Origin of the sequence: Paenibacillus sp. FSL K6-2524 (genome assembly GCF_038005525.1) — a bacterium.
GTDB lineage: Bacteria > Bacillota > Bacilli > Paenibacillales > Paenibacillaceae > Fontibacillus > Fontibacillus anaericanus.
In genome coordinates, this window is the sequence record NZ_JBBOSP010000001.1 from 2,154,224 (window position 1) to 2,181,172 (window position 26,949).

Annotated in this window: 24 protein-coding genes, 2 tRNA genes and 1 pseudogene; 10 read left to right on the forward strand and 17 right to left on the reverse strand. The window is 41.3% G+C overall.

What is annotated here, in order from left to right:
• Positions 1 to 28: 28 nt before the first annotated feature.
• Genes pstC through pstB form a run of 3 tightly spaced genes read left to right on the forward strand, consistent with a single transcriptional unit; the run spans position 29 to position 2,586 of the window.
• Positions 29 to 931 (forward strand): phosphate ABC transporter permease subunit PstC, encoded by a 903-nt coding sequence (pstC, locus tag NST85_RS09510; RefSeq protein WP_127192622.1) that lies wholly within the window; start codon positions 29 to 31, stop codon positions 929 to 931.
• Positions 928 to 1,815, forward strand: coding sequence for a phosphate ABC transporter permease PstA (gene pstA, locus NST85_RS09515; protein ID WP_127192623.1), 888 nt, complete (start codon positions 928 to 930; stop codon positions 1,813 to 1,815). The genes pstC and pstA overlap by 4 nt, the downstream gene beginning before the upstream one ends.
• 12 nt (positions 1,816 to 1,827) lie before the next feature.
• Positions 1,828 to 2,586 carry a phosphate ABC transporter ATP-binding protein PstB gene (pstB, locus tag NST85_RS09520; protein WP_127192624.1) on the forward strand — a complete coding sequence of 253 codons (759 nt, stop codon included), beginning with the start codon at positions 1,828 to 1,830 and terminating at the stop codon, positions 2,584 to 2,586.
• 67 nt (positions 2,587 to 2,653) lie between these two features.
• Here pstB and NST85_RS09525 read toward each other — a convergent pair whose 3' ends face one another.
• Positions 2,654 to 3,190 (reverse strand): hypothetical protein, encoded by a 537-nt coding sequence (locus tag NST85_RS09525; protein WP_341189137.1) that lies wholly within the window; start codon positions 3,188 to 3,190, stop codon positions 2,654 to 2,656.
• 170 nt (positions 3,191 to 3,360) lie between these two features.
• A complete protein-coding gene (locus NST85_RS09530; protein ID WP_170220182.1) occupies positions 3,361 to 3,537 on the reverse strand; it encodes a hypothetical protein in 177 nt (58 codons plus the stop codon).
• A 193-nt stretch (positions 3,538 to 3,730) separates the two neighbouring features.
• On the opposite strand from NST85_RS09530, the gene NST85_RS09535 reads away from it, so the two are divergent.
• Positions 3,731 to 3,847, forward strand: a complete 117-nt coding sequence (locus NST85_RS09535) for a YjcZ family sporulation protein (protein WP_211350107.1) — start codon at positions 3,731 to 3,733, stop codon at positions 3,845 to 3,847.
• Positions 3,848 to 4,152: 305 nt separating this feature from the next.
• Here the strand turns inward: NST85_RS09535 and NST85_RS09540 are convergent, their stop codons facing one another.
• Both NST85_RS09540 and NST85_RS09545 read right to left on the reverse strand, forming a co-directional pair.
• Positions 4,153 to 4,308: a DUF1540 domain-containing protein gene (locus NST85_RS09540; RefSeq protein ID WP_127192626.1), complete on the reverse strand. Its 156-nt coding sequence runs from the start codon at positions 4,306 to 4,308 to the stop codon at positions 4,153 to 4,155.
• Between the two features lie 96 nt (positions 4,309 to 4,404).
• On the reverse strand, positions 4,405 to 5,361 hold the full coding sequence (locus NST85_RS09545; RefSeq protein WP_341189138.1) for a radical SAM protein: 957 nt from the start codon (positions 5,359 to 5,361) through the stop codon (positions 4,405 to 4,407).
• A gap of 167 nt (positions 5,362 to 5,528) precedes the next feature.
• Here NST85_RS09545 and NST85_RS09550 point away from each other — a divergent pair.
• Together NST85_RS09550 and NST85_RS09555 are read left to right on the forward strand one after the other, a co-directional pair.
• A tRNA-Ala gene (locus NST85_RS09550) sits at positions 5,529 to 5,604 on the forward strand.
• A gap of 15 nt (positions 5,605 to 5,619) precedes the next feature.
• Positions 5,620 to 5,692: transfer RNA gene (locus NST85_RS09555), tRNA-Lys, on the forward strand.
• A 108-nt stretch (positions 5,693 to 5,800) separates the two neighbouring features.
• On the opposite strand, the gene NST85_RS09560 is transcribed toward NST85_RS09555, so the two are convergent.
• From NST85_RS09560 to NST85_RS09570, 3 genes are all read right to left on the reverse strand, one after another.
• Positions 5,801 to 7,003 carry an MFS transporter gene (locus tag NST85_RS09560; RefSeq protein WP_341189139.1) on the reverse strand — a complete coding sequence of 401 codons (1,203 nt, stop codon included), beginning with the start codon at positions 7,001 to 7,003 and terminating at the stop codon, positions 5,801 to 5,803.
• A gap of 24 nt (positions 7,004 to 7,027) precedes the next feature.
• A complete protein-coding gene (locus NST85_RS09565) occupies positions 7,028 to 7,609 on the reverse strand; it encodes a TetR/AcrR family transcriptional regulator (RefSeq protein WP_341189140.1) in 582 nt (193 codons plus the stop codon).
• 506 nt (positions 7,610 to 8,115) lie between these two features.
• The gene (locus NST85_RS09570; protein WP_127192630.1) at positions 8,116 to 8,760 is read right to left on the reverse strand and encodes a transcriptional regulator; all 645 of its coding nucleotides are present in this window, start codon (positions 8,758 to 8,760) and stop codon (positions 8,116 to 8,118) included.
• Positions 8,761 to 8,985: 225 nt separating this feature from the next.
• Here NST85_RS09570 and NST85_RS09575 point away from each other — a divergent pair, with 225 nt between their 5' ends.
• Positions 8,986 to 10,017 carry an ATP-binding cassette domain-containing protein gene (locus NST85_RS09575; RefSeq protein WP_127192631.1) on the forward strand — a complete coding sequence of 344 codons (1,032 nt, stop codon included), beginning with the start codon at positions 8,986 to 8,988 and terminating at the stop codon, positions 10,015 to 10,017.
• Positions 10,014 to 10,829, forward strand: coding sequence for an ABC transporter permease (locus NST85_RS09580; RefSeq protein WP_127192632.1), 816 nt, complete (start codon positions 10,014 to 10,016; stop codon positions 10,827 to 10,829). The genes NST85_RS09575 and NST85_RS09580 overlap by 4 nt, the downstream gene beginning before the upstream one ends.
• A gap of 105 nt (positions 10,830 to 10,934) precedes the next feature.
• Here the strand turns inward: NST85_RS09580 and NST85_RS09585 are convergent, their stop codons facing one another.
• The 9 genes and pseudogenes from NST85_RS09585 to NST85_RS09625 form a co-directional block, all read right to left on the reverse strand.
• Complete coding sequence (locus NST85_RS09585; RefSeq protein WP_425464343.1) at positions 10,935 to 11,582, reverse strand: galactose-binding domain-containing protein; 648 nt, start codon at positions 11,580 to 11,582, stop codon at positions 10,935 to 10,937.
• Positions 11,583 to 11,639: 57 nt separating this feature from the next.
• Positions 11,640 to 12,842: pseudogene (locus tag NST85_RS09590) on the reverse strand (glycosyl hydrolase family 8); the annotation flags it as partial.
• 525 nt (positions 12,843 to 13,367) lie between these two features.
• A complete protein-coding gene (locus NST85_RS09595) occupies positions 13,368 to 14,210 on the reverse strand; it encodes a sugar phosphate isomerase/epimerase family protein (RefSeq protein ID WP_127192634.1) in 843 nt (280 codons plus the stop codon).
• Between the two features lie 16 nt (positions 14,211 to 14,226).
• Positions 14,227 to 15,327 carry a mandelate racemase/muconate lactonizing enzyme family protein gene (locus NST85_RS09600; RefSeq protein WP_127192635.1) on the reverse strand — a complete coding sequence of 367 codons (1,101 nt, stop codon included), beginning with the start codon at positions 15,325 to 15,327 and terminating at the stop codon, positions 14,227 to 14,229.
• On the reverse strand, positions 15,314 to 16,792 hold the full coding sequence (locus NST85_RS09605; protein ID WP_341189141.1) for a prolyl oligopeptidase family serine peptidase: 1,479 nt from the start codon (positions 16,790 to 16,792) through the stop codon (positions 15,314 to 15,316). The genes NST85_RS09600 and NST85_RS09605 overlap by 14 nt, the downstream gene beginning before the upstream one ends.
• On the reverse strand, positions 16,786 to 18,183 hold the full coding sequence (uxaC, locus tag NST85_RS09610; RefSeq protein ID WP_341189142.1) for a glucuronate isomerase: 1,398 nt from the start codon (positions 18,181 to 18,183) through the stop codon (positions 16,786 to 16,788). Before uxaC ends, NST85_RS09605 begins: the two co-directional genes overlap by 7 nt.
• A 44-nt stretch (positions 18,184 to 18,227) precedes the next feature.
• Positions 18,228 to 19,715, reverse strand: a complete 1,488-nt coding sequence (locus NST85_RS09615; protein WP_127192638.1) for a UxaA family hydrolase — start codon at positions 19,713 to 19,715, stop codon at positions 18,228 to 18,230.
• 13 nt (positions 19,716 to 19,728) lie between these two features.
• Positions 19,729 to 21,138, reverse strand: coding sequence for a tagaturonate reductase (locus NST85_RS09620; RefSeq protein ID WP_341189143.1), 1,410 nt, complete (start codon positions 21,136 to 21,138; stop codon positions 19,729 to 19,731).
• A 134-nt stretch (positions 21,139 to 21,272) separates the two neighbouring features.
• Positions 21,273 to 22,280 carry a LacI family DNA-binding transcriptional regulator gene (locus NST85_RS09625; protein ID WP_341189144.1) on the reverse strand — a complete coding sequence of 336 codons (1,008 nt, stop codon included), beginning with the start codon at positions 22,278 to 22,280 and terminating at the stop codon, positions 21,273 to 21,275.
• A gap of 160 nt (positions 22,281 to 22,440) precedes the next feature.
• Between NST85_RS09625 and NST85_RS09630 the strand changes: the two genes are divergently transcribed.
• The gene (locus NST85_RS09630; protein WP_341189145.1) at positions 22,441 to 24,681 is read left to right on the forward strand and encodes a helix-turn-helix domain-containing protein; all 2,241 of its coding nucleotides are present in this window, start codon (positions 22,441 to 22,443) and stop codon (positions 24,679 to 24,681) included.
• A gap of 114 nt (positions 24,682 to 24,795) precedes the next feature.
• Here the strand turns inward: NST85_RS09630 and NST85_RS09635 are convergent, their stop codons facing one another.
• The gene (locus tag NST85_RS09635; protein WP_127192642.1) at positions 24,796 to 25,692 is read right to left on the reverse strand and encodes a carbohydrate ABC transporter permease; all 897 of its coding nucleotides are present in this window, start codon (positions 25,690 to 25,692) and stop codon (positions 24,796 to 24,798) included.
• A 377-nt stretch (positions 25,693 to 26,069) separates the two neighbouring features.
• Between NST85_RS09635 and NST85_RS09640 the strand changes: the two genes are divergently transcribed.
• Positions 26,070 to 26,927 (forward strand): ABC transporter permease, encoded by an 858-nt coding sequence (locus NST85_RS09640; protein ID WP_425464344.1) that lies wholly within the window; start codon positions 26,070 to 26,072, stop codon positions 26,925 to 26,927.
• The last annotated feature ends 22 nt before the right edge of the window (positions 26,928 to 26,949 follow it).

Genomic DNA, 26,949 nt, shown 5'->3' on the forward strand with positions numbered 1-26,949 from the left:
TTCTGTGCTGTGTAAAGGGAGAGGTTTCATGGCTCAGTCCGGCGGGAAAAAAAGGGTACAACCGCATATCATAGAGGAATGGACCGGTAAGATATACACTTCATTATGTATTACTTTTTTGATTGTAACTATATTTTCAATGGTTTACTTTGTTGCAGCTAAAGGATTAAGTTCGTTTTTTGTAAACGGGGTTAGTTTTAAAGAGATTTTTGGTAGTACAGTCTGGAAACCTGACGGAGAACCGCCATTGTTCGGAGCGTTACCATTTATTATAGGTTCCTTTAGTACTTCGATATTAGCCGCACTCATTGCAGCTCCTCTTGGTATTTGTGCAGCATTGTTTATGGTTGAGATTATGCCAAAGTACGGAAAAAAGTATTTGCAGCCTGTAATTGAACTCTTGGCTGGTATTCCTTCCGTAGTCTACGGTTTTGTGGGTTTGAGTGTTGTTGTACCATTTTATAGAGATCTGTTTCCAGGGCAAGGACTAGGGATTGTGGCAGGAGCTACGGTTCTATCTATCATGATCTTGCCAACGATTACTTCAATTGCTACAGATGCGCTTTCTGCTCTTCCTTCCGGACTTAAGGAAGGTTCTTACGCATTGGGTGCAACAAGATGGCAGACGTTGTATCGGACAGTTATTCCTACAACGATGCCTGCATTAATGACGGGGGTTGTACTCGGTATGGCCCGTGCTTTCGGTGAAGCTCTTGCAGTTCAAATGGTTATTGGTAATGCACCGCATATTCCGACTTCCCTCTTTGAATCAACATCGACATTAACAAGTGTCATTACATTAAGTATGGGGAACACGGTCATGGGTTCAGTTCAGAACAATGTACTGTGGACTTTAGCATTTATTCTTATGGCGATGACGTTCATCTTCGTATTTACAGTTCGATGGCTTGAGAGGAGAGCGAAACGATGAGTGCAAAAACTGCAGATAAAATAGCAACAGCGGTAATCATTACACTTGCGGGTTTTATCGTTCTTATTATGGCGGGGCTACTGGGATTCATTCTTTATCGTGGGGTCGGACATATTAGTTTTGACTTTCTGACTTCTGCTCCTCAGACGATTAAAGCTGGGGGAGGAATTGGGCCGCAGTTATTTAACTCTTTATACCTGCTGATTTTAACTATGATTATTACGATCCCTTTAGGTCTAGGTGCGGGCATCTATATGAGCCAATACGCTAAACCGGGGAAGATTACTGATTTTATTCGATTGATTGTGGAAGTATTGTCTTCGTTCCCTTCCATCGTAGTTGGTTTGTTCGGCTTGCTTGTTATCGTTAATATGTTTGGCTTTGGGTTCTCCTTGTTCTCAGGTGCGTTAGCTCTGACGGTATTTAATCTACCGCTGATGGTGCGGATCACTGAGCAGGCTATGGCTAGTGTACCTCAGGCGCAGAAGGAAGCCAGTCTAGCTTTGGGCTTGTCTAAATGGAAAACGATCAAATCGATCATGCTACCTATTGCGTTCCCGGTCATTCTAACAGGTACGATATTGTCTGCTGGCCGCGTGTTCGGAGAGGCTGCGGCACTGCTGTTCACTGCAGGTATGAGTAGTCCAAGACTTGACTTCGGTAACTGGAATCCACTAAGTCCAACGTCGCCGTTAAATCCTTTTCGTCCTGCAGAAACGCTTGCTGTTCACATTTGGAAGATCAACTCCGAGGGCTTAGCTCCGGACGCACCAGAAATTGCTGCAGGAGCTTCAGCTGTGCTGATTCTTACTGTGTTGATTTTCAATCTCCTTGCTCGCTATATCGGGCGTTTAATGCACAAGAAATTCACGGCCACGAAATAGGAGGGCTTTTATATGCATAATATCGAATTATCGACTAAAGATTTGAACGTATTCTATGGAGAGAAGCATGCGGTCAAGGATATTTCACTCGACTTTGCTGCTAAACAAGTAACAGCCTTGATTGGTCCTTCAGGATGTGGGAAATCTACATTCTTGCGGAGTCTAAATCGGATGAATGATTTGATTGATGGAGCAAAGATTACGGGGGAAATCTGGTTAGGGGACGAGAATATTAACGACCCTAAAACGGATGTTGTGCTAGTTAGGCAGAAGATCGGAATGGTGTGGCAGCGTCCGAATCCTTTTCATAAATCTATTTACGAGAATATAGCCTTTGGGCCTCGTTACCACGGGATAAGAGACAAACGGAAACTGGATCAAATCGTTGAGGAATCGTTAACAAAAGCAGCGATTTGGAACGAGACGAAAGATCGTTTAAATAAGTCAGCACTTTCGTTATCTGGAGGACAGCAACAACGTCTATGTATTGCCAGATCTATTGCCGTCAGTCCTAACATCATCTTAATGGATGAACCTGCTTCGGCGCTCGACCCTATCTCTAGTGCCAAAATTGAGGAGCTTATTGCCGATTTGAAGCAGGAGTATTGTATCATTATCGTGACACATAACATGCAACAGGCTGCCCGAGTATCCGATAAAACGGCTTTCTTCTTGATGGGCGATCTTGTGGAATATGATGATACAAGTAAGATTTTCACAAATCCATCGGAGAAACGAACTTCTGATTATATTTCCGGAAGATTTGGTTAATTCATGGCTACAGAATAATAAACCCGGACGCTTGTTAAGCGGACCGGGTTTATTTGATTCCCTGGGTCTACAGTAAGGAGATAACGAGCAAATTATAGAGAACTAGAGGCAGAATAACGTCATTAAAACCAGCTCCAGGTCCACCGAAGAAAGCACGAGATTGTGGATGATGACCTTGCTGTCCTAGACCGGGATACTGATGACCGCCCTGATGACCGCCATGATGACCGCCATGATGTCCGTCATGATGTCCGTTATGATGTCCGTCATGATGTCCGTCGTGATGTCCATCGTGGTGACCACCTTGATGCCATCCCTGGTGCCATCCTTGATGCCCTCCTGGGTTCCAACCTTGATGTCCTCCATTCCATCCATTGTGTCCATGCATAGGAGTCCCAGGAATGATTAGGAACATGTGGTCACCATCCATATGAGACAATCGGCCTTCATATGTTATTCCATCTACTGTCTGTACGCGTATAGGATGATTAGCATATTGATTCCCGAGCTGGTGAACCTGATTCTTGATTCCTCTCATGGCTCGAATCGAGTTTTCATCGGCTCTATAAATAACTTGATTTTGACTCTGCCCTTGTAAAGACATAAATTTATTACCTCCACTAAGTCTTTTTTTCCTTCTGCCGTATCGTATGCGGTAGTCTATAGGGAGGTGCCTAGTACTGTTGTGCCAATAATGACGAGGGATTCTGATCTCTGTCTTCAGTAATCAAAAATAAACAAGATGCACGAGCATTTTAGCTCTAAGCGCCTTATTTAGGATTTGTTCTTATTCAGTTTCTTCTCAGTTTCTTCGCGTTCTTTAATTAATGAGTAAAATGAGAATAAATCCCCAAGTACCGTAAGCCCAGCTGCGATGATAGCAAGGTCGTCGGCTGAAAGTTCATTATTAGCTTCTTCTTCTTCCTCTAAAATAATGTTTCTTTTTGGCAAGGATATCACCTACACCTGAATTGTATTAGTTTCATCATATGCAATGAATTACTAACTGGAGCAGGCGATTTTCATATTACATAGGATTATCGATGTGCAAGATTTTATTTATTCAATACAAGGCAAGTGCCGTGTCTGAAGAGACCAAATCCTAATATGATGATCTATACTTCTGAAAAGGGAGGGAAAACAAATGTCGGGATGTTGTAATGATGGAATTGTTGGTGGAGCTGGATTAGGGACTTCTACAGGGGTTATATTGGTTTTGTTCATTCTTCTTGTAATCGTATCAAGAGCATGCTTATTCTAATGTAACAATCCTGAGTGAACTACAGGTCCAGTATATTGATTTGCTGGGCCTGTAGGTATTTCTGTTTATATTAGTAGCTTTTAATTTCGATATCCCTTATTTAAGTAAGTTGAGAAGTTCTTAACAACAGATGTATCGTTATGATGCTCTTCCTCCGGTTCAAAGCGGGCAATGAACTGATCACCCCACAATATTGGTAATACATAATAACTGTATTGGCTGATATTTATTCAATATTACCAGTATATAACGAAAGGAAAAAGCCCCGCTAGTTTGGATTCAAGCGGAGCTCTTTCAAGTGTAGATTAAATTTTGGGTTCGAAAGTACGACAGTCGGTTTCTGCTGAATTTCTGGCTTGCTTTCCCTGATGACTTACTACATAGATAGAGGATGCGGCGCATTTATTCCCGGGAGCCCAATAATTACAATTGTTTACTTCACATAGTACATCCTTTGCCATAGTTATTTCACCCCCCTCCTATATTAAATAGGATGATCAGGATAAATGGGGGATATACATGAGGAAATCACCATGATGTGAGAAATATGTGATGAATTAAACTCCTTGCGGGAAAAGTGCATCAAGAGCAGGGCAAGGGCGCTTCTCTAAATATTGTTCAAGTGGGGCAGGCATATTAGAATATATGTCTTTTAATGAAGTGCCCTTATAAATATTACCGATGATTACGGGATGGCACAGCTCAGAGATAAGTATATCGCCATTGCCATGCAAGTGAAGTTGTTTCATTCCTTCAATGCAATGTGGGAAGTACACTCCAGGTTGTTCTTCAAATCCAAGTGCTTCAGCAAATCGATCCATACAAGTAAAGTAGAGAACAGTATCATCCTTCTTGTGTTGAATTAGATCATTTACAGCCTGTTTCAACGCATCCCGTGCAGCGATTGACTTCCAACCCGTATGGTCCATGATGATGCTGTTCTGAATTTCGTGAGTTCTTACACCTAATTGGTAAACTTTATTGCTTATTTCCTGCATATTATGCTCAGTCTCAGCGAATAGAAGAGTCTCGAGAACTGTATCAATGCTAGTGGTTGCGCACATGGAAATGTTACTACATATTTTATCGAAGATACTTGGATGTACGTTGTAGTAGTTAGAATGACTCTCAGCAGTTGTAAAATTAAATGAGAAGTGGATGGTAGTTAATCCGGCATCAGCCAATTGCTGAATTCGTTCAGGATTTAACAAGCTACCGTTGGAATTCAACTGGGTTTCAATACCTCTGGATCTACAGTAGGCTACAATCTCGACACAATCTTGAAATTTCAAAGTGACCTCGCCACCGGAAAGTCGAACTCTTTTGATGGTTGGAATCTCTTCGAGGATACGAATAACTTCTTTGCCATCTATAGATTCCCCATCGTTTCTGTTATAAGCACAGCAATAGTCACAACGGAAATTACAATTGGAGGTTACCCCAACTTCTAGTGCCTCCAATTCATAGGTAACGGGTTTCTCAAGCTCAAGGAATTTATATTTTATATTGTTCATCGTTTCAAAGTACCTCCTGAAGATAATATAATGTGTTGTGTTAAAATCAAACATCCAACCTTAGTGATTATATAGGTATATCCATTTTGATTTTGTGATCTATTTAACTTTTTGAAATAATGATTGACATGTGCCGCGATTTTTTATAAGATGTAATAGTCGCTCGCGGGGCCTTAGCTCAGCTGGGAGAGCGCATCGCTGGCAGCGATGAGGTCAGGGGTTCGATCCCCCTAGGCTCCACCAAAACTTTATATTTATGGATTGTTAGCTCAGTTGGTAGAGCACTTGACTCTTAATCATGTGGTCCAGGGTTCGAGCCCCTGACAATCCATCCTTAAGAAAACGGCAGAGATGCCGTTTTTTTGCTATGTAAATATTTATCCTTAAGGCATAAAAAAAGCTGCCGAGATCTTCTCGACAGCCTAAGCATTTCCTCAAATTATTTGACCAAGCCACTAACTGCTTGTTTTTCTTTCCACATCATTGTAATTACAAGACCAATAAACATAATGACTGCAGCAAAGAGATACGGATAGTTGATGTTGACATCAAATAATATACCAGCTAATGCGGGCCCAGCGATATTACCTAAGCTTGTATATGTTGAGTTCATTCCAGCGACAAATCCTTGTTCTTTTTCTGCAGTTTTTGATAAAAAAGTCGTTAATGCTGGTCGTAGCAAGTCAAATGCGAGAAAGATGAAGCTTGTTACTAGCAAAACGGCTAAATAGTTGGAGATCATGGTGGATGCTACTGCTAACACGATGCCAGTAATTAAGCATATCTGGATGAGTTTCTTTTCACCAAGCTTACCGACCATTTTACCAAACAAAAAGACCTGAACAACAACCCCGAAGATGGAACTTATTGTAATAATGGTTGCAATATCTCTTGGAGTGAAGCCAAATTTATGATCAGAGAACAGACTAAATACAGTTTCATAAGCTGATAAACCAAAGGCCAGAACAAACACTATAATAAAGGCAATAATATATAGTGGATGAAGCGATCGCTTAAGATCACTTATAAAGTTGGTATCTTTTTTTAGCTTACTAATTTCCAAAAGCTGCTGTTTGGATAGTGGCTCTTTTAAAATAAATAGGGATGAAATACATGTTATTAATGCGAAACCACCAGCAAAGTAGAAGGGGGCACGCACACCTAGCTCAGCAATAAAACCTCCGATACCTGGGCCAATGATAAAACCGATACTAATGGCGGCAGAAATATAGCCCATGGCTTTTGGCCTTTCCTCTACTGAGGTAATATCTGCAACATAGGCAGTAACGGCTGGCATAATAAATGCACCACTAATGCCTCCTAATATTCTGGATAAATAAAGAACGGATACATGTGTACCTAAACCAAAGATCACTTCTGATACACTGAAGATGAATAAGCCGATGATAATCATTTTCTTTCTGCCATAAGTGTCAATCCATCGTCCTGCTAGGGGAGACATGAGAAATTGTGCGAAGGCAAAAGCAGCCATAAGATAGCCCATTGATTGGCCCGATAAATGCATCATATTCATAAAGGATGGCATTACAGGGACGATAAGTCCGACTCCTAGAAAAACGATGAAGATATTACTTAATAAAATGAGTAAGACTGTTTTTTGTTCTTTTATTGGTTTCTTCATGAATGAATACCTCTCTTTGTATAGTCATAGCTGTGAAATACCTCTCCAAAATACGGTCCATGAGGCATTTAGTTTCTCATTTAGACGTATTTCATTATTCCCATAAACAAGCTCTAGCATGATCGAATCAACTACACCTGAGAAGGCAAGAGTAGGGATGGAGGCTACATCTTCCTTGATGACTTTGGCATCGATCCAATCTTGAAATTTGCGTTCTAGCACGGTTTGAATCTTATTCTCCGTATCGATTACTTCCTCATCAATCGCTGCAGCTAGATGGGGTGGTGGAAAAAAAGAAATACGCAACCAAAACTTTAACTGCTCGTTCTTTTGGAACAAATCAATTACCAATTGCAGATATCCTAATAAATCTGCTTTGGGATTTTGGGTATCCACTTTACTTAAATACTTTAGTTTCGATGTGATTTCCGTCTCTTTGGCATCTTGTAAAACTTGCAGAAAAAGATCATCTTTTCCTTTGAAATGAGCATAAAGAGACTGCTTTCTCATACCGACCTTCTCGGCAATTTGAGATAGAGATGCCCCCTCATACCCATGAGTTGTAAAACACGTCAAAGCGATGTCTTTAATTTCTTTACTTTTCAATAAACTCACCTCGATATTGACGAACGTTCGTCAGTTATACTACCAAATCTAATTTTTTAATGCAAATGAAATTTTAAGTATGTGATTAAGGTCATGAGAAGTTCTATTCTGAATGAACTTTTCAAAGTTATTAATGAAGGAACGCATTTTCAAGGGGGGGGATGGCTTGCGGAAATCGGTCAGGGGTTCGAACTATGACAATTCATCCATAAGAAACGGTAGGGATGCCGTTTCGTGGAGGACCAGCGATTTGTGTGAATAATTATGATAACGAATTTGAGGCTCATGCTGAGAACTCTGCACACTCTGCACACTCTGAGAAATAACGCTGCTTCTAACGGAACTGAGCGCCGTTAATAGGCTGTAAATAGGCATGTTATTATTCTAACGGAACTGTACGACGTTATTGAGGAACTTAGGTGCATTAATCTGCTTGTTTTCGGCAAATAGCATCGCTCAGTTCCGTTACATAATAATTATGGCAAGTTTTCAAGAAATAAGGTCTGCTAGTTCCGTAAGCGATAGACACGATATCTGATTTTACCGTTAGTTACTTCTATAAGGTCCAAATCAACCAGCTTATGCAGAAGTTGCCGGGCATAACGTTCTGTGATTCTTAGATGTTCTGCTAGTTCCAGTGGCGTAAAGGGGTGCAGTAGTCGCCTGGAAAAACGAAGGGTTTCAGCTTCAAGAGCGGTCATTTGGCAAGGTAAATCGGATGAGATGAATCTACCGATAAACGAAAGAATCAGCTGCTGACATTGCTGAGGTTCATCTTTGATGGAAAGATAGGCGATCGGTAGGAGAAGCCAATCGTCCAGTGCCAGTAAACACTGCCGCCAGCATAAATCCTTAAAGCGCTTTACATCAAGATCTCTTGCATGGGGACCAAAGCCTTGGATTTCTATTCCGCCTTTCATACCTCCAGGCATATAGGCCAGGTCTACATAACGAAATCCATTGTGAAAATCACGCACCTCCCATTCAGGATAGAGATTATCGAAATTTTTAACAGTGGGAAACCAAATGGTCCGCAGAAATTCCACACTTCCATGACCTAAACCCTTCTCAAGCAATTCACGCCTACGAAAATTAGCTGTTGTTATATTGTTTTGCATCCATTCCTCATATTTTTGCTCAAAGCTTGACACGAGCTCTCACTCCTCTAATAGTATGGAAACAGAAAAAAGCCGCCCGATACAAAAGTATCGAAGCGGCGTGTACTTCACGACCTGATTATTTTTATTATAACGCGCGAGGTTCCCGTCTACAACATTAATGTTGTGTTGTATCAACTCCCAGTCCCATTTACATTCAGTTTAAAAATGCCTGTTACGATCTCAATATAATCAATAAGGTTGATTGGAGGGATTGAAATGGCTTATATAAACAGAAAAGGAATGGAGCCAAACTATGGTGATTTGGCTGTGGAAGCATACGGACTCGTCAAAACATTTGGTGACAACCGTGCGGTGGATGGTGTTAATTTGAATGTGCGTGCGGGAACGATCTATGGTGTGCTTGGACCGAATGGGGCAGGCAAGACCACCACCATTCGAATGCTGGCGACCTTGCTTCGACCAGATGCAGGCTCGGCGCGAATATTCGGGCATGATGTGCTGAAGGAGTCGCAAATCGTCCGTCAATTGATCGGGGTGACCGGCCAGTATGCTTCGGTAGACGAGTCACTTAGTGCTACTGAGAATCTGATCATCTTCTCTCGATTACTCGGGTTGGGGCGCGCGGAGGCACGGAAAAAGGCAGCGGATTTACTCGAGGAATTTGGACTGACGGAGGCCGCAAAACGTCCACTTAAAAATTTCTCTGGTGGTATGCGCCGCAGATTGGATTTGGCGGCAAGCCTTATTGCTCAACCACCGCTTATTTTCCTGGATGAGCCGACTACGGGGCTAGATCCGCGTACGCGTTCACAGATGTGGGATACGATTCGCAGGCTGGTGAATACGGGATCAACCGTCCTGCTCACAACGCAATACCTTGAAGAAGCAGATCAACTAGCAGATCGGATTGCAGTCATCGATTACGGTCGAGTCGTCGCCGAGGGTACAGCGGATGAACTGAAATCATCCGTAGGCACCTCATCGTTACATTTGAGTGTTCAAAATCCGCAGCAAATCGAGGATGCCCGTCGGACCGTTGAACAGGTGCTGAAGGTACAGTCTAATGTGTCGTTGGAAGCTGGAAAGATTACGGCACCGATGGCGAACGCTGATTTGGTCACAGACCTATTGATCGCCCTCCGAACGGAAGGAATTCATTTGTCTGAGATGAGTGTGCAGAAGCCGACCCTGGATGAGGTGTTTCTAACTATCACGGGCCATGGGGTGAAAGCAGATGCACCACTCACATCCGACCCATCAAGTAAAGTGGAGGTGGCAAGAGTATGAATAGCAGTTCTTTGAAGCAGAGCGCTAATCGCCAACTGAAAAATCACACGAGCTTCGGTCAGGCGATCCGCCACTCTTTGACGATGGCCTATCGAGGTCTATTGAAGATTCGGCGTACCCCTGAGCAATTGTTCGATGTTACACTTCAACCCATCATCTTTACCCTTATGTTTACCTACATCTTTGGTGGAGCCATCTCCGGTGACATCGCGAGTTACTTACCCGTCATCATTCCAGGCATTCTGGTACAGACCGTGATTACGACCTCAATCGTTACAGGTATCCAACTGCGCGAAGATATGGATAAAGGTGTGTTTGATCGATTCAAGTCGCTACCTATCGCTCGTATAGCACCGCTCGCTGGGGCTTTGCTAGCAGATACCGTTCGGTATACGATAGCGACAGTTCTCACTTTTAGCATGGGATATATTATGGGGTATCGTCCCGAGGGTGGCCTAGCTAACGTCGCCATTGCCGCGATTCTAGTAATTTTCTGCTCATGGGCTATTAGTTGGATCTTTGCCTTCTTTGGGGTTATTGCTCGCACGGCGTCAAGCGTACAGGGGATATCGATGATAGTGCTGTTTCCGCTCACGTTTCTTTCCAACGCATTTGTCCCGGTCGATACTATGCCCAACTGGCTTCAATGGTTCGTTAAAATCAATCCGATCTCGCACTTAGTCACTGCTGTCCGGGAACTGGCCAACAATGGAACCGTGGGCTGGGATCTCGTCATCTCCCTTATCGGTGCGGCTGTGATTGTTGCAATCTTTGCTCCAATCACTGTACGTGCATATATGCGTCGGACTTAGTGCAACGAACTTCGATGGTAGAGTAGAGAGGGGACTCTTTCATTACAGACGTCACAAAAAGAACGGAGAGGCGTGAATCACGCTTCTCCGTTCTTTTGCTATCAATTAAGAACCATATACTTCAAATTCATAGAGTGAATATCCATATGTTGTCCCTCTTGTTATACCAAGTACTCTTACATATCTACCGCTCTTGGCTGTAAACGTAATATCGTCAATTCCGCCATCGCCAGTTGTTGTGGTATAAGCATCTGTCCAAGTGGTTTTATCATTGGAAACTTGGATTTTATAGCCCTTAGCGTAAGCATCTTCCCAGTTTAATTTTACGCGATAGACGCTTTGGGTGGCACTCAGGTCTACATAAATCCACTCGTTATTGCTACCTTCATTACTAGCCCATCTCGTCGTCAACACGCCGTCAGTCGCTTTGGAAGCTTCAAATCCAGTTCCTTCTATGGAGCTTGCTACAGCCGTTTTGCCAAGAGCAAGATTAACGCTTGTTGGTGGGTTTGCATTTGTTGTTGCGGTCGCTGTATTACTATTTGCTGAAAAGTTACCAGCCGCATCAACTGCTTTAACTGTATAACTATAAGCGGTGGATGCCGTCAATCCATTGTCACTGAAAGTAGTACCCGTTGATGTACCAACTGGAGCACCATTGCGAGAAATTTGATATCCAGTTACCCCGACATTATCTGTTGAAGCTATCCAGCTTAAATTGATTGAGCTGTTTGATACTACAGCTGTAGTCAAGTTTGTGGGAGCTGTAGGGGCTTGTGTATCTGGTGTTGGTGTTCCGCCGCCAGCAGTAGGTATCCACCAATTTCCTGAAATGAAGAGCATGTTAAGCAAGTTGTAGGAATCGCTGAAATATCCCTCTTTCTTATTCTTCATCCAGTCCCAACCAGCATTCACCCATGCTTGATGTGCGCTGTTTGTTGTTGCTGCTGAAATAAACGGTGATACGAAAACGGCTGTAGCATATGACCCTCTTGCCGTACCATTTAATTTATATCCGTCTTTAATATTTCCTGGAACGCCACTTGTCTTACCTTTAATCCATACTGCCATTTTGTTAGCAATATCCCGGCCTCTAGTGTCTCCGTAAAAAGCGTAGTCCATTACAATTCTTAATGGAACCCGGCTTGCATTGTAGTTATATTCGTTATCATAATCACCCTCCAAAAAACCGGATGGAGCAGGTTGAGGGGGATTGTTAATAACAAAGTCAGAGATTAGACCTGTGCTAGATGAGTAAGAGGTTGAGAATTGACCATAAACGGTGTACAAGTTATTGATGACATCTAACCATACTTGATCTCCTGTAACTTCGTGGAAAGCTCTAAAATGGGAGAGCATCCAATCGGAAGGACGAGTATCGTATGTGCTTTTCCCATCCCAATCTCCCAGGTTTAGCCTGTTATTCGTTGTTACATTGCTAACTTTGATTCCGTTGGTGATCATTTTTTTGGCTTCTTGTAAATAATTAATTGTACCTGTCGATCCCCATTGACGATCTGCGAGAATCAAGGAATAAGCGATGTCTATATCACCGTCGGTAGCTGAGTCGTAATGCCCTTGGGCACCACTGTTATCCGCAACAATCCAGCCCATTAGATTGGGATTAATCGAACTTTTGAAGGCTCTTGCTGTTTTGAATAGGCCGTCATAGATTGTTTTTGCATTCGAATCGTAGCCTGCCATAAGGGCGGTGATGACCATTCCATAACCTTGGCCTTCTGAAGTTCCGAGAGGAGGGTAATCTTCAGGATCACCAGTAATTTCACCTTTTACATAATATCCGCCAGGCAAGGAAACTAAGTCGTTTTTCAAGTATTTCCCTTTCCAATAGTCATAATAACTTGAAACTGCGCTATTCATAGATGCCTGGGTTACGTGATTAGGTTTAATTATACCTGGATAGGTAACTTGTTGAGGAAATGGTTTAAGTTCGCCGGCAGCGTGAGCTTTCGATTGAAATGGAGTAAGAGCACCCAGTAGTGTCACAAGCATTGTTAGACAGAGAAGAACATGGCCAATCAATTTCAACATACGTTTGTTTGATTTTAAAATGTACATTATAACTCCTCCTTTTATTTTTTTCTAACAACCTTAGACGCTATCACTGCCTCCTTTCAGTGTTTTATAACTACATTTGGGTTAAAGCGCTTTAACTAAGAGACACACTTAAACTAAAGTGTAAGCGCTTAAACTTTCAGGTAATATAAAAAGTAATTTAGAAGATGCAAGAGGTGCATGTCGCCCACTGAATCAACCAAGTTACTTATACCCTCAAATGTAGATGAGAGATTGTTATTCTCTCACCACTAATTTAACATACAAAATTTGTATATGTCCACAATAAATTCATTTCAATTTTAAAATGCTGTTTTTTCTCTATTTGAAAATGAAATAATCATGCGGTTCATGAGAATTACCAGAGATGAGAGAAGGGGTTTTATAACGAAAAAACTGCTAAACATATAGATTGCTAAGTGCTTAGCAGTTTTTCTGGGGATTAAGCTGAACATTGATTAATTATAAGTTATCGTAGATTGACTCTAAATAAGCGATACTCGCTTCTAGATGCTCTTCAGTTGTACTTTCCAGAAGCCCTTGTAGATGAGGGCGCTGATATTTCATATAACGTAGAATTGGCTCAAAATGAAGATATCCTTGGCCAACTGGGACAAATTTAATTTTCCCATCCGTAACCTTAAAGTCTTTTAAGTGAATTACGGCAATTCGGTCCCCTAAGAGTTCGAACGCTTCCGTAATGATATCCTCTTGCTGCAAATAATTTGCAGGTGACATGAGATTCGCGCAATCTAAGATGACTTGAAGATTGTTGGATGGAATGGCATCCAGTAATCGACGTGTCAATGAAACCGTGTGAAGGGGATGATTCTTTCCTGCTTCAATCCCTACTGTCACGCCAAATCGCTCGGCTTCAGCTACCATACCTTTGAGCGATGTGACGACATCTTTAAAGGCGTCTTCGGTAAAGTTGTCCAGCGTGTAGCCTTGCCCCTTGGTACCTGTCTCCGTTCCAACCAGACTAGCGCCAAAGTCTCTAGCTAAGCGAAGATGGGTACCGAAATCAGATAATGCTTGCGCTCGTTTAATAGGATCGGGATCCACAATGTTGACGTAACAACCCAAAACCGCAATTTGGATACCTGCTTGTCGAAATGCATTACCGAAATAACTAGCAGTCCCCGGACTTAATGCCGACAGGCTGGGTACATTTTCGGGAAAAGATTTCTTTACCGCAAATTGAATATTCGCAAGTTTGTAATGTTGTAACTTCCCAATGAGATCGTTCAATGGAATTTGCCCAAAATCATGGGCTCGGATTCCTAAATTAAAGGGGGGGGCCATGTTCGATGTCTCCTCTTTAAAAATCTTGTTTGTGAGGCGCTAGCTTATCCCAATCAAAAGTAACCCCAATGCCTGGTACTTCTGGTGCAATAGCCATTCCTGTTTCCTTGTCTATAACCAACGGTCGTGTGGTGTATTGATCAATGGGGAAGCTGTGCATTTCCAGATAACCTGCATTTGGCATAGCAGCAAGTAAGCTAACGTGCAATTCTTGCATACCATGAGTGGATACAGAAACGTTATAAGCCTGGGTTAGGTGAGCGACTTTTAACCACCCCGTGATTCCGCCCACGTTAGATGCATCTGGTTGTGGGAAATCTACATGACCGTATTGCAACATGTGTTGAAATTCAGTCAATGTCCGTAAGTTTTCTCCGCCTGCGACAGCCATGCCAGATTCTTCTGCAATTCGAGCATAGCCAGCATAATCTTCTGGAATTGTAGGTTCTTCTAAGAAAAGAATATCGTATTTCAGGAATTCACGACCTGCTTTAATTGCTTTTTCTACACTCCAACTCATATTGGCGTCGACCATAAACGTCACATCTGGACCAATTAATTGGCGTACTGCAGCGACTCGTTTCACATCTTCGGCTAATGTTTTTTGTCCTAGCTTAATTTTGACGGCTTTTAGGCCCATGTCTAGGTACTTTTGATTGTTGTTCAACAACTTCTCTAGTGAGAAATTCAAATCAATCGCTCCGCCGTAACATTTGACCCGATTGCTTGCGCCACCAAGCAATTTATAGAGTGGTTCTCCAGCTTTCTTGGCCCGTAAATCCCAGAGAGCGATATCACAAGCTGCAATTGCAAAGCTTGCCAAACCCCCACGCGCCACATAATGAATTCCCCAATTCATTTTATCCCAAATGCTTTCAACACAACTGGCATCTTTACCGATTAATATATCTGTTAACTCATTAGCGATCAGTGAGCAGATGGCTTTGCCACCGAATCCGCCTGTATATGTGTAACCTACGCCTTCACGGCCGTCATCCGTTTTGATTTTTACAATGGGAACTTCAAAATGAGTATGTAGTCCATGTTTTGCATCTTCCATAATTTCAGGTAATGGGATGCGGTAATATTCTATAATTACCTCTTTAATTAGCGCCATGTTCACGAACTCCTTTTAAAAGTTGTTTTAAAGTCGACAAAGTAGAAGCAGTAGATTGATTAATGGATTCAGCCACTAGGCCAGCAATTTGCCGAGCTCCTATATCAGAAAAATGTGTGTCATCGGCAACGCCATTTGGAAAATTCGGATGTACTTTTTCAGGTAAATGCATGAATAGTTTCATAGACTCTTGTTCCCCTAAAGTATGGTAGAGCTGTTGTGAAGCTTCGAATATATCGATTAACGGTGTTTCCGTCTCGGCGGCGACTTGTCTCATAGCTGCAGGGTAGGGCCCCACAGCAAGAGGATCGAGATTCCCATCTGCAGTAAAGCGGCGACGACTTACGGATGTTAATAACACTGGAATCCCACCACGTATGCGTGCGGATTCTATAAATCGAATTAAGTTATGACGATAGTCTTGATCAGGATCGGTATATCGAGTGGGATCTTCTATCTTTTCGTCATTGTGTCCAAATTGAATAAACAGGTAGTCACCAGCTTGGAAATCTTGCTCAATGTTAGCTAAGCGACCTTCCGCGAGAAAGGATTTGGTACTTCGTCCGTTGATAGCACGATTATCCACGTGAACGGAAGACCCGAAAAAAGCTTGGAAGTATTCTCCCCAACCTGACATAGGTTTTTCGGCAGCACCTTTTATAGCCGCAGTGGAATCCCCAGCGATAAACAGTGTAGGTGTCATTTTGCATTCCTCTTTAACATAGTGATGTTTCTTAAGCCAATTTGTCGCGAGTCTAACCCATTGCTGGCAATGAGGGTTTTCATCAGCGAGTCCTAGACCATGACGTCCCGCTTCAAAGACATGAAGTTCGAAGGGGATTTTCTTCGCTGATAGTGCAGAAGCGAACAGTAGACTATTTTCTACGGGAACACTAGCGTCATCTGCCGTTGTCCACATAAGGGTAGGAGGTGTCTGAGATGTCACTTGCTCATGTGCCGAGAATGCGTGTGTCGCTTCTGCTGATGGAGCTTCTCCGAGAAAATGCCACCGACTTCCTTCATGGGCATAAGGATCTTGAAATGAAATCACAGGATAACTTAATAGGAGGAGGTCCGGTTTCTCATTTCCCTTAGTGGCAACAGTGGCTGCCAAGTGTCCCCCTGCGGAAAAACCCACCAAACCTACTTGTTGCGAGATTACGCACCAATCTTTGGGCGCTTGACGAATCCATTTCAAGGCATCTTCTACATCTGTTAATTGGGAGGAGGCATCGAAATCTCCAACTTGGTATTTAAGTACACCGGCATGAATTCCTAGACTATTCAACCACTTAGCAACAGGTTCACCTTCATGATAAGCTAGGTGATGGTAGCCACCACCAGGTAATACGAGTATAAATGGGCGAGCTTCATGCGTTGCAACTGGATATAGAAAGAGGGAAGAGGTTCCCTTGGGGGAAACCTCCTGTGCGATCCGCTCATTGTTAGGACAAATCTCTAACATAAATTAAACCCGAAGTATTCTGAAGCGTTATTATATGAAATGTCATCCACCATTTGCCCAAGTAGGGTGATGTCATTCGGAGCTTCGCCACGCTCTACCCATTCACCAACCAATTCACATAGAACCCGGCGGAAATACTCATGGCGTGTATAGGATAGAAAACTGCGAGAGTCCGTTAACATGCCGACAAAATTACTCAGTACGCTATTATCGGCAAACATGGTTAATTGCTGACGCATTCCACTACGGGTGTCGTTATACCACCAACCGGATCCCAATTGAATTTTACCGGGGGTGTCTTTCTGGTAGCAGCCCATTAACGCTAATAGCGCTGGATAATCCTTTGGATTCAAAGAATATAAGATGGTCTTAGGTAAGCCTTGCCGACATTCAGCTTGGTCTAACAATTTGGAGAGCGCTTCTGTGATCGACAAATCATTGATACCATCGTAACCCGTATCAGGCCCTAATTTCTCGAACATCGGCGTATTGTTGTTTCGATAGGCATGCAAGTGCAATTGCATGGTCCAATCTTTCTCATAATAGAACCCAATCAATGAAGACAGAAGTTCAGTCCGATACATCGTAATTTCATCTTGTGATAAGTCCTCTCCAGCAAGCCTCTTAGCAAAAACCCGCTCAACCAATTGAAGATTACTTGCTTGGTAACGCAAGACATCTAGGGCATGGTCAGACAAGCGACAACCATTGTCGTGGAAGAAGTCTACCCGCGCCTTCAATGCCATCACCAATTCACTATAAGAAGTGATAGTAGTGCCAACAACTTGTTCTAGTTTCTGAATCCATTCCTTGAAACCTGTGGCATCAATGTTCAATGCTTTATCGGGACGGAATGTCGGCAGTACTTTGAAATCTTGTTCTTCTTTCTTTAATGCTTGATGATAGCTCAAATCATCCGCAGGGTCATCCGTGGTGCATATGATTTTAACGTTGGCACTTTTGATAATATTGCGGCGTTTAAATGGATCAGTAGCTAACTTCTGATTTACTTCTTCCCAAATTCTTGGTGCAGATTCTTCATTTAACAGTTCATTGATCCCAAAGAAACGACGAAGCTCCAGATGGGTCCAACTGTATAAAGGGTTACCGATGATTTTCGGGACGGTTTTCGCCCAGGATACAAATTTGTCGTAGTCAGAAGCGTCACCTGTAATGTGGGATTCTGGAATGCCATTGGCCCGCATCAACCGCCATTTGTAGTGATCACCATACAGCCATGCTGCGGTTAAATTCTGGAACGGCTTATTTTCATAGATTTCTTTAGGATCTAGGTGACAATGGTAGTCGATGATCGGCATATGTTTGGCGTGTTCATGGAATAGTTGTTGGGCCATATCTGTGGTTAACAAGAAATTATCATTTAAAAACATTTCTTTTGCTCCTTTGGTTTGTGGTATGAAGGTATGAGGTTAGGCTATAAAGTAACTCCTGTTTTAAAAATAGCTAGTTCGCGCACATCATTTTGTTCATTCCGTGTTTTCTGGCCACTTGCAACTGAAACCACGTAAGTAATAAATTGTTCCAACACTTCAGCCATGGATGACTCCAGGAGGGAACCTGCGTTAAAATCCATCCAATGCTTTTTGTTGGCGAAAATATCATTATTCGTAGCGATTTTTACTGTTGGTACGAAACTACCAAATGGTGTGCCACGGCCTGTAGTAAATAAGACGAGATGGCAATCTGACGCAGCTAATGCAGAGGAGGCAACAAGATCATTACCTGGTGCCTGCAATAGGCTAAGCCCTTTTTTGCGGAGCTTCTCACCATATTGCAATACGTCAACAACAGGAGATGTTCCGGCTTTTTGGGTACAGCCTAATGATTTGTCTTCTAACGTACTAATACCGCCCGCCTTGTTTCCGGGAGAAGGATTCTCGTATACGGGTTCTCCGTAAGAAAGGAAATATTGTTTGAAATTATTGATTAAAGAGACCGTTTGTTCAAAAACTTCGCGATTTTCTGCACGTGCCATGAGCATTTTCTCCGCACCAAACATTTCAGGGACTTCAGTTAATACCGAAGTTCCGCCTTGCGAGATAAGAAAATCAGAGAAGGCACCTAAGAGTGGGTTAGCTGTAATGCCTGAAAAGCCATCCGAACCGCCACATTTCAAACCTACATTTAGTTCACTAACAGGAATAGGCTCACGATGATCATCTTGTGCAGCAACATAAAGCTCTTCTAATAAGGCCATACCTGCTTCGACTTCATCGCCAACTTCTTGTGCCACTAGGAATTTCACACGGCTGTCGTCATAATCTCCCATCATGTTACGGAACTCGGTTACGATATTGTTCTCACAACCAAGGCCAAAGACCAATACACCACCAGCATTGGGATGCTTTACAGCATCTAATAAGATACTGCGGGTCATACGGTGATCGTCACCCAATTGAGAGCAGCCGTAGGGATGTTTGAGAACGGTGATATTATCAAAGGCTCCTAGATCTGGATGAAGGCTTTTGAATGTCGATAACATTTGCTCTGCAATACCATTTACACAACCAACCGTTGGGACAATATACAGGTCATTACGAATGCCGACTTTGCCATTTTCACGACGATACCCGTCAAAAGTAAGCTCACGTTTGGGGTAGATAACAGGATGAATATCTGGTAGATATTCGTATTCTTCCTCACCCGCTAAATTGGTTTTTATGTTATGAGTGTGAACCCATTGGCCCCTTTGGATTGCCTCTGTCGCATGCCCAATAGGATAACCGTATTTTGTGATAATGGCTTCAGGTGCAAAGTCTACTAAGGCAATTTTATGGCCTTGAGGAATGTCTTGTTGTATAAGAAGCATTTGGTCATCGAAATGAAGTTCTTCACCTGCTTGAATCGGACGAAGGGCAACCGCTACAGTGTCGCGAGGGTTCATTTTCATTAATTGTTGCATAATGTCTCCTTTCCTAAACCAGTTTTTGTAAAGCTACACGGCTACCTAATTCTTCTAGCTGTGCTAGATTGGACTCTAGGGTCTCGCTTAAATGAGGAACCTTCGATAAATCCTGGCCCCATAAGCTTTCTTCTTTAAGAATAGAGCTGATAAACGAAGCCGGGTTACTCCATGCTTGATCGAAAATGGCTAGAACTTCAGGACTATCTTGACGCTCCAGACGATCTCCCCGATAGCTAAGCAACAAAGCCGCAAATGAGAGGGTCATAAGTTTTGGAAGTTCTGCGTTTTCTTGTTGATATCGAAGTAAAACCGGCAACAGGCGAGTTTTAAATTTGGATATGCTGTTCAGTGAGATTGATGTTAACTCATGACGGATAAAAGGATTTTTGAATCGTTCTTGTACTGCCTCAGCGTAAGTATGTAATGCTTCCTTTGGTAGATTTAGCATGGGGATCAATTCATCTTCCATTAACTGCTTAACGAAAGAGGAGAAACAGTCATCATTCATCACATCTTCTACCGTTTCAAGACCTGCCAATAGGGCAAGAGGTACCATAGCTGTATGAGGACCGTTCAAAATATGAACTTTTTGTTCGCGGTAAGGTGTCATATCATTTGTTACTACAACGTTTAGCCCAGCTTTAGTAAAAGGCAACCGTTCGGAAATCCATTCAGGACCTTCAATGACCCATAAGAGGAAAGGTTCTGCCGTAACCATCACATTGTCTTTATATCCTATTTCTGTTTCTAATTCTTTGGCTTTATCACGTGGGTAACCTGGAACAATGCGGTCTACCAAGCTGCAACAGAAGGTATTCTCTGCTTCCAACCATTGGAGGAAGTCATCGCCCAACTGCCATTCTTGTGCGTATTGCTTCACAATTTGATGTAATTTCTCGCCGTTCCGGTCGATTAATTCACAAGGGATAATAACGAAACCTTTTTTCCCTAATTGGAAACGTTTATGTAGAAGGGCTGTTAATTTAGCGGGAAAACTTTTCGGCGGCGCGTCTGATAATCGGTCATCCGGGTTATAAGCAATCCCAGCTTCAGTCGTATTGGATGTAATAAATTCTAACTCGTCATTTTCAGCTAAGGCTAAATAATCTTCATATTGGGAGTATGGATTAATGACCCGACTAACGCTGGTAATAATCTCTGAGTCATTAACCGTTTGCTGATTTAGAATGCCATTTAAAAAAACGGTATAAAGGTTATCTTGTTGTGCTAAAAGATGACTCAAACCCTGTTCGATTGGTTGAACTAAGACCGCACTCCCATTAAAAAGTCCTTGGTTGTTCATTTGCTGTAATTGCCAGTCTACGAAAGCACGCATGAAGTTTCCTTCTCCAAATTGGATCATACGCTCAGGGAAGCTAGGCAAATCGGGGTGGGTGGCTCTAGAAAGTTGTGTTGTCATAATGAATTTTAATCTCCTTTTATGGGTTTATTTTTTTATGCACACGTGAACAATTTACTATATAAAAAAGAGAAGCTCTTTTTTATCAGGAATCATAAATCTTTTGTTGATAGGTAGCTTCCTAGACCTATAAATCATATTTCTTTAGTTAGTTTTGCTACGGTTTGACGAACCATTAATGAAGTTTGGACAAACAGTTGCTCAGGCTTGGTTTGTGGTTGGTTCATTAGTTCGATTAGTTTTGTAGTACCAAGCTCGCTAATGTCGGCAATCGGTCTATGTACTGTTGTAAGGGCGGGATTCGTATACTTGGCAAACATAATATCATCAAATCCAATGAGGGAGAGCCCAGTCGGTACAGCTACTTGCTTGGCGAAGCAAGCATTCATAGCGCCAATCGCCATATCGTCATTACTACAGAACACTAGAGTTGGTGGTTCAGATAGAGCCAATAAGGTACACATTCCTGTATAGCCACTTTCAATACTGTAATCACCGGATACGAAATAATTAGAGTTTAGTGAAAGGCTATGGGCAAGCAAACTATCAAGGAAACCTTGTTTACGTTCCATGGACGACTTGAAACCAGACTTGCCTTCAATGATTGCACATGTTTGATGTCCTTGAGAAATGGCATAATGCATAGCTTCTTTTACACCCTGACGATCATTTGCGACTACATTCATAATACTTGGATCTTCCAATTGACGATTCAGAACCACTAACGGAATACCTACTTTTTTAACATGGTAGATAAATGAATTATCCGCGTCGCTTTGACTCATAACAAGAATACCATCGAAACGTTGTGGTAGAATGGAATCCAGGTTCTGAATGCTATCAATCCCGGTTACAGTAAGGTTGTAGTTCTCATTCAGTACATGGTTAATTCCTTTAATCACATCTACGAGAAAACTTGCCGATGTTCCTTGATCAATACTGGATAAGAACAATCCAATGGTATAAGATTTTTTCATTACCAGGCTTTTTGCGCTGTAATTCGGAACATAATTTAACTCTGCAGCGATTTTCTCAATCTTATCACGTGTATTTTTCTTGATGAGTGGGTTTCCATTCAGCGCTCTGGAAACTGTAGTGTGGGAAACACCAGCGACACGCGCAATGTCTTTGATTGTAACCATAAATTCTCCTCAAAAAAATGTTGTTAACGATTTCATTTTAAGTCTTATTCCCAGCAAAATCAAGCATTAAATTAAATGCACACGTTAAAAATGTCATTGTCATTCGCGTTTTGAAAGCGCTATAATTAGAAAAGATGATGGAACTAAAAGGGGTAGCGTAATGAACAAAGGCAGAATGTTTAACAAAATATTTTTTCCCATTCTAATTTTGGGAATAGGGCTTGTGATTAGTTTTGGGAGTTATATTTATTTGAGTACTACAAGTTCTGTAATTGAAAGGGTCTCTAATAGCAAACAAAGTTACATAACACAAATTAAAAACAACCTTGAACAAAAAATTCGGACGATTGAGTATGCTTTCAATACGTATAGCACCACTAGCTCCTTTAACGAGGTAGTGAAGAATCCAATTACGGAAAAGGATTTCCAAGCATACCGAACGGTTAACACACAACTCAATTACATTGCTACAATGGGCTTGGAAGGAACTGAATATACACTTATTAGTCTAGATAAGAATTGGCAGATCTCAAATGGAAAGTTATCTACTCTGACTGAAGATGATCTTAATAATTTGCATACTAACTATATTGATGATCATGATAAAGGATTATTTTGGATCAAGACGGACCATGGTATTCGTTTTGTAAATACGCTTCCCGTTTTTTCGAAAAAGAAAATAGCCATTGCGTTATCGGATATTTCGCTGCAAACATTGAATCGGGCCATTGATACGGACGAGCACAATCCTGTTTTTATTTTGAATGGCCAAGGTAAATTGATGTATGAAAATGATAGTAGTGAACAATTGTTTCCAAATCAACTTGAGGGAATATCACAGGTGCTTAGTACCTTCAATGACTCCGGAATTGTAACAGTGGATACAATCAATAATAAATCGGTACAACTCATTTTTGCGAAATCCAGCTATAACAATTGGATATATTGTACTGTATTAGAACAACAAGAGATTTCTGATTCTTTGAAGACTACTAAATTTGGTTTGATCACGATGGGGCTTGTATTAATATTGTTAATCGTCGTGGTTGCTTATGTGATCTCCATTATCTTCACAAAACCGATTCGGCGAATTCAACAGAGCTTGCCAAAAAATACGCACTTTTCTTCCAAGAATGAATTCGAATCTATTATGGATTCGATAGATACGATTTTAATTGAGAAAGAAAGTCTTGAAAGTTTAATTAAAGCCGAAATGCCGCAACTTGAAACTCAATTCATTCTTAATCTGTTCCGAAATCGTGTCTCACCGGAGGAACTATCAAGAAAAATGCCACGGTTTGGTTATCAAGAGGTTTGGGATCCCATGTATGTTACTATGTTGATCCAATTAGATAACTTGGGAGGAAGGGAAGCTTCAGACAAGGATGTTTTATTATTAGCGATTAATAAAATTGTAGAAGAATTTATCCCAGAGCAGCAACGTTTGCTTCCAATTATTTTAAATGATGATACCCAAGCCACGATTTTGAGATTTACAGAATTCAGTGAACAAGAAATTAGAAGGAAAGTCTTAGATGATGCAGCAGCACTTATTAAGAATGTTAATGAATATTTGAATCTATCGATCAGCATTGGTATTAGTAAAACATATGAGAATTTATTAGAAAGTAAGGAAGCTTGTGAAATGAGTAAGCAAGCCTTACACCAACGATTAAATTTGGGCAAAGAATCGATTATATTCTATGAAGATATTTCAATGGTAGTTTCTGGTCCGGTGTTGCTTTATTATCCTGTTGAATTAGAATCACGACTATTTGACGCCATTCGACTAGGGGATGAAGAACAAGTATCCAGTACTTTACATCCTTTATTAGCGGATATGATGAAGAAGAATAACCATTCAGCGAATTTTGAAGTTACATTGGTTCGCTTCGTGAATAACTTGATTCAATTAGAGCAGCTCTTAGGGGTAGAAGTGTTACTGACGCAAGATAATCATGCATTGTATCACCGACTGTTAGATATTCGGAATCCAGAAGAGATTGAACGAATGTTGTTAGAAGAAGTGATTCTTCCTATGGTGAGAAAGATGAAGGAGAAGACGAATAAACAATTTCGGTGTCTCTCAGAGAAAATTGCCGCCATTGTTCGTTCCGAGTATGATCAAGAGCTGTCGTTAGAATTAATTGGAGACCGTCTCCATTACAATCCTAGTTATTTAAGTAGTATCTTTAAGAAGGAATTTGGAACTACTTTTAGTGAGTATCTGATGAACTATCGACTGGAAGTGGCGAAAAAGTGGTTGATTGAGACAGATATGACCATTAAGGAGATAGCCGAACGCTTGGAATACCATAATTCGCAAAACTTTATTCGTTCGTTTCGTAAGAAAGAACATGTAACACCTGGGGCTTATAGAAAGATGAATTTAGCCGATTAAAGTACAGAGAAGGGCTGTCCCCAAGACCATTATTTAATGGTTTAGGGGCAGCCCTTTTGTTGTTACATAATTCTCATAAAGCGATTTTATCAGAACGGTTAATAGTACCTGAGATTATCCCTTTACAGCTCCAAGCAAGGCACCTTTGGTAAAGTGTTTTTGCACAAAAGGATAGACAGCTAGTATTGGAACGGTGGCAACGACGATAACTGCCATTTTAATGGTTATAGCCGGAGGTTGTATGTCCACTACGGCCCCGTCAGCCTGCATACCACTAGAGACGATGACGATTTGACGAAGCAAGACTTGGATCGGCCACTTCACGGAGTCATTGATATAGAGAATAGCACTCATATACGTATTCCAGTAAGTTACTGCGTAGAAAAGAGATATGGTTGCAATCGATGGCAACGCGAGCGGTAACATAATTTTAAAGAAGATACCTAAATCGTTACTACCATCTATCTTCGCTGATTCTTCTAAACTATCCGGTAAAGCTTGAAAGAAGTTCCGCATGATGATCAAGTTGAAGGCATTAACCGCTACTGGCAAAATCAAGGACCAATAAGAATTTATAATCCCGAGACTTTTTACTACTAAGAATGAGGGAATCATTCCACCGCTAAATAACATCGAGAATACAACTACAAAGTTAATCACATTTCGACCGAGAAGATATCTTCTGGATAATCCATAAGCCATTAAGGCTGTTAGGAACATGCTTGTTATCGTTCCAACGACAGTAATTCCAACGGAAACTCCGAGTCCTTTAAAAATAGTTGGAGTCGATAGAATATAACGATAAGCATCCAATGAAAAGGTGGTCGGAAACAAGATAAATCGCTTGGACACCACTTCTTGAGTTGAAGCAAAAGAACTGGCGATGATATTAACAAAAGGCAAGAGACAGATCAGGGCAATCAGGATTAATATAGTGCTGTTTACTATGGTGAAAATGCGACTCCCAATAGATTCTTTTTTCTTGGCTGGTTTGACTGATTTGTGTGTCAATGAATTATCCTCCTTATAATCGATTACATTTTAACTTTATCAAGATAGCAGAATTACGTATATAATCCGGGCATGTGATGTTCATGTAATTGATAGAGGATGAGCCTAGGAAAAGTATAATCATAATCTTAGGTGATAATCATCAGATGAGATGAAAAGGGGAATAAAGCTGATGTCTACACGGTTTTGTTAACGCTATCATGTAATGATTATATACGGAATATAGCAAACTATTTAATATGAAAGCGTAATCAGCAATGACAAGAGGAGGATACGAAGTGAAAGTTTCAAACATCACTGCGACAAACAGAACAATAAAAAGGGAGAGAATTTCAACGAATCTCCTAAGTGTAAAAAGAAATAAGTTGCTCTACCTTATGATTTTACCCGGTCTGCTTTACTTCATTATCTTTAAGTATTTGCCTATGGGTGGATTGGTGATTGCCTTTCAAGATTATCAACCATTTCAGGGGATACTAGGTAGCCAATGGGTCGGATTCAAGCACTTTATTCGTTTATTTACAGAACCAACCTTCTTTATGCTCCTTCGTAACACATTGATTCTGTTTGCGATGAACATTATATTCTTTTTTCCATTACCTATTATTTTAGCGTTAATGCTTAATGAGGTAAGAAATAGGTATCTAAAAAACTTCGTTCAAACCATTATCTATATTCCACATTTCATGTCATGGGTAATTATTGTTTCTATTACCTATGTGTTCTTAACTTTAGATGGTGGAGTCATAAATGAGATGATTGTGAGTTTAGGAGGCAAGAAGATTAGCTTCTTGACTTCATCGGAGTGGCTACGGACGATCTATATTGGACAAATCATATGGAAAGAATTGGGATGGTCAACAATCATTTATCTGGCTGCGATTACGGTAGTTGATCCGCAACTTTATGAAGCGGCAGAGATGGATGGTGCAGCAAGGTTAAGAAAAACATGGCATGTTACATTACCAGCGATTCGTCCGGTAATTATTACATTGTTGATTTTGAAAATCGGTAGTACGTTGGATCTTGGTTTTGAACATATGTACTTGTTACTGAATTCATTAAACCGCGATGTCGCTGAAATATTTGATACCTATATATACACAGCAGGAATGAAAAATGGTCAATTAAGTTACAGTACCACAGTTGGTATGTTCAAAGGTGTAGTTGGTTTAGTTCTAGTAATGGCTTCTAATAAGCTAGCGAAGAAATTAGGAGAAGATGGCGTGTACTAAATAAGTACAATATAAATCTATT

Coding starts and splice junctions, on each gene's coding strand:
- NST85_RS09535 (WP_211350107.1), top strand. CDS start 3,731: ATGTCGGGATGTTGTAATGATGGAATTGTTGGTGGAGCTGGATTAGGG.
- NST85_RS09560 (WP_341189139.1), bottom strand. CDS start 7,003: ATGAAGAAACCAATAAAAGAACAAAAAACAGTCTTACTCATTTTATTA.
- NST85_RS09540 (WP_127192626.1), bottom strand. CDS start 4,308: ATGGCAAAGGATGTACTATGTGAAGTAAACAATTGTAATTATTGGGCT.
- NST85_RS09595 (WP_127192634.1), bottom strand. CDS start 14,210: ATGGCCCCCCCCTTTAATTTAGGAATCCGAGCCCATGATTTTGGGCAA.
- NST85_RS09620 (WP_341189143.1), bottom strand. CDS start 21,138: ATGACAACACAACTTTCTAGAGCCACCCACCCCGATTTGCCTAGCTTC.
- NST85_RS09605 (WP_341189141.1), bottom strand. CDS start 16,792: ATGTTAGAGATTTGTCCTAACAATGAGCGGATCGCACAGGAGGTTTCC.
- pstB (WP_127192624.1), top strand. CDS start 1,828: ATGCATAATATCGAATTATCGACTAAAGATTTGAACGTATTCTATGGA.
- NST85_RS09600 (WP_127192635.1), bottom strand. CDS start 15,327: ATGGCGCTAATTAAAGAGGTAATTATAGAATATTACCGCATCCCATTA.
- NST85_RS09575 (WP_127192631.1), top strand. CDS start 8,986: ATGGCTTATATAAACAGAAAAGGAATGGAGCCAAACTATGGTGATTTG.
- NST85_RS09580 (WP_127192632.1), top strand. CDS start 10,014: ATGAATAGCAGTTCTTTGAAGCAGAGCGCTAATCGCCAACTGAAAAAT.
- pstA (WP_127192623.1), top strand. CDS start 928: ATGAGTGCAAAAACTGCAGATAAAATAGCAACAGCGGTAATCATTACA.
- NST85_RS09615 (WP_127192638.1), bottom strand. CDS start 19,715: ATGCAACAATTAATGAAAATGAACCCTCGCGACACTGTAGCGGTTGCC.
- NST85_RS09630 (WP_341189145.1), top strand. CDS start 22,441: ATGAACAAAGGCAGAATGTTTAACAAAATATTTTTTCCCATTCTAATT.
- uxaC (WP_341189142.1), bottom strand. CDS start 18,183: ATGTTTTTAAATGATAATTTCTTGTTAACCACAGATATGGCCCAACAA.
- NST85_RS09525 (WP_341189137.1), bottom strand. CDS start 3,190: ATGTCTTTACAAGGGCAGAGTCAAAATCAAGTTATTTATAGAGCCGAT.
- pstC (WP_127192622.1), top strand. CDS start 29: ATGGCTCAGTCCGGCGGGAAAAAAAGGGTACAACCGCATATCATAGAG.
- NST85_RS09625 (WP_341189144.1), bottom strand. CDS start 22,280: ATGGTTACAATCAAAGACATTGCGCGTGTCGCTGGTGTTTCCCACACT.
- NST85_RS09545 (WP_341189138.1), bottom strand. CDS start 5,361: ATGAACAATATAAAATATAAATTCCTTGAGCTTGAGAAACCCGTTACC.
- NST85_RS09640 (WP_425464344.1), top strand. CDS start 26,070: ATGATTTTACCCGGTCTGCTTTACTTCATTATCTTTAAGTATTTGCCT.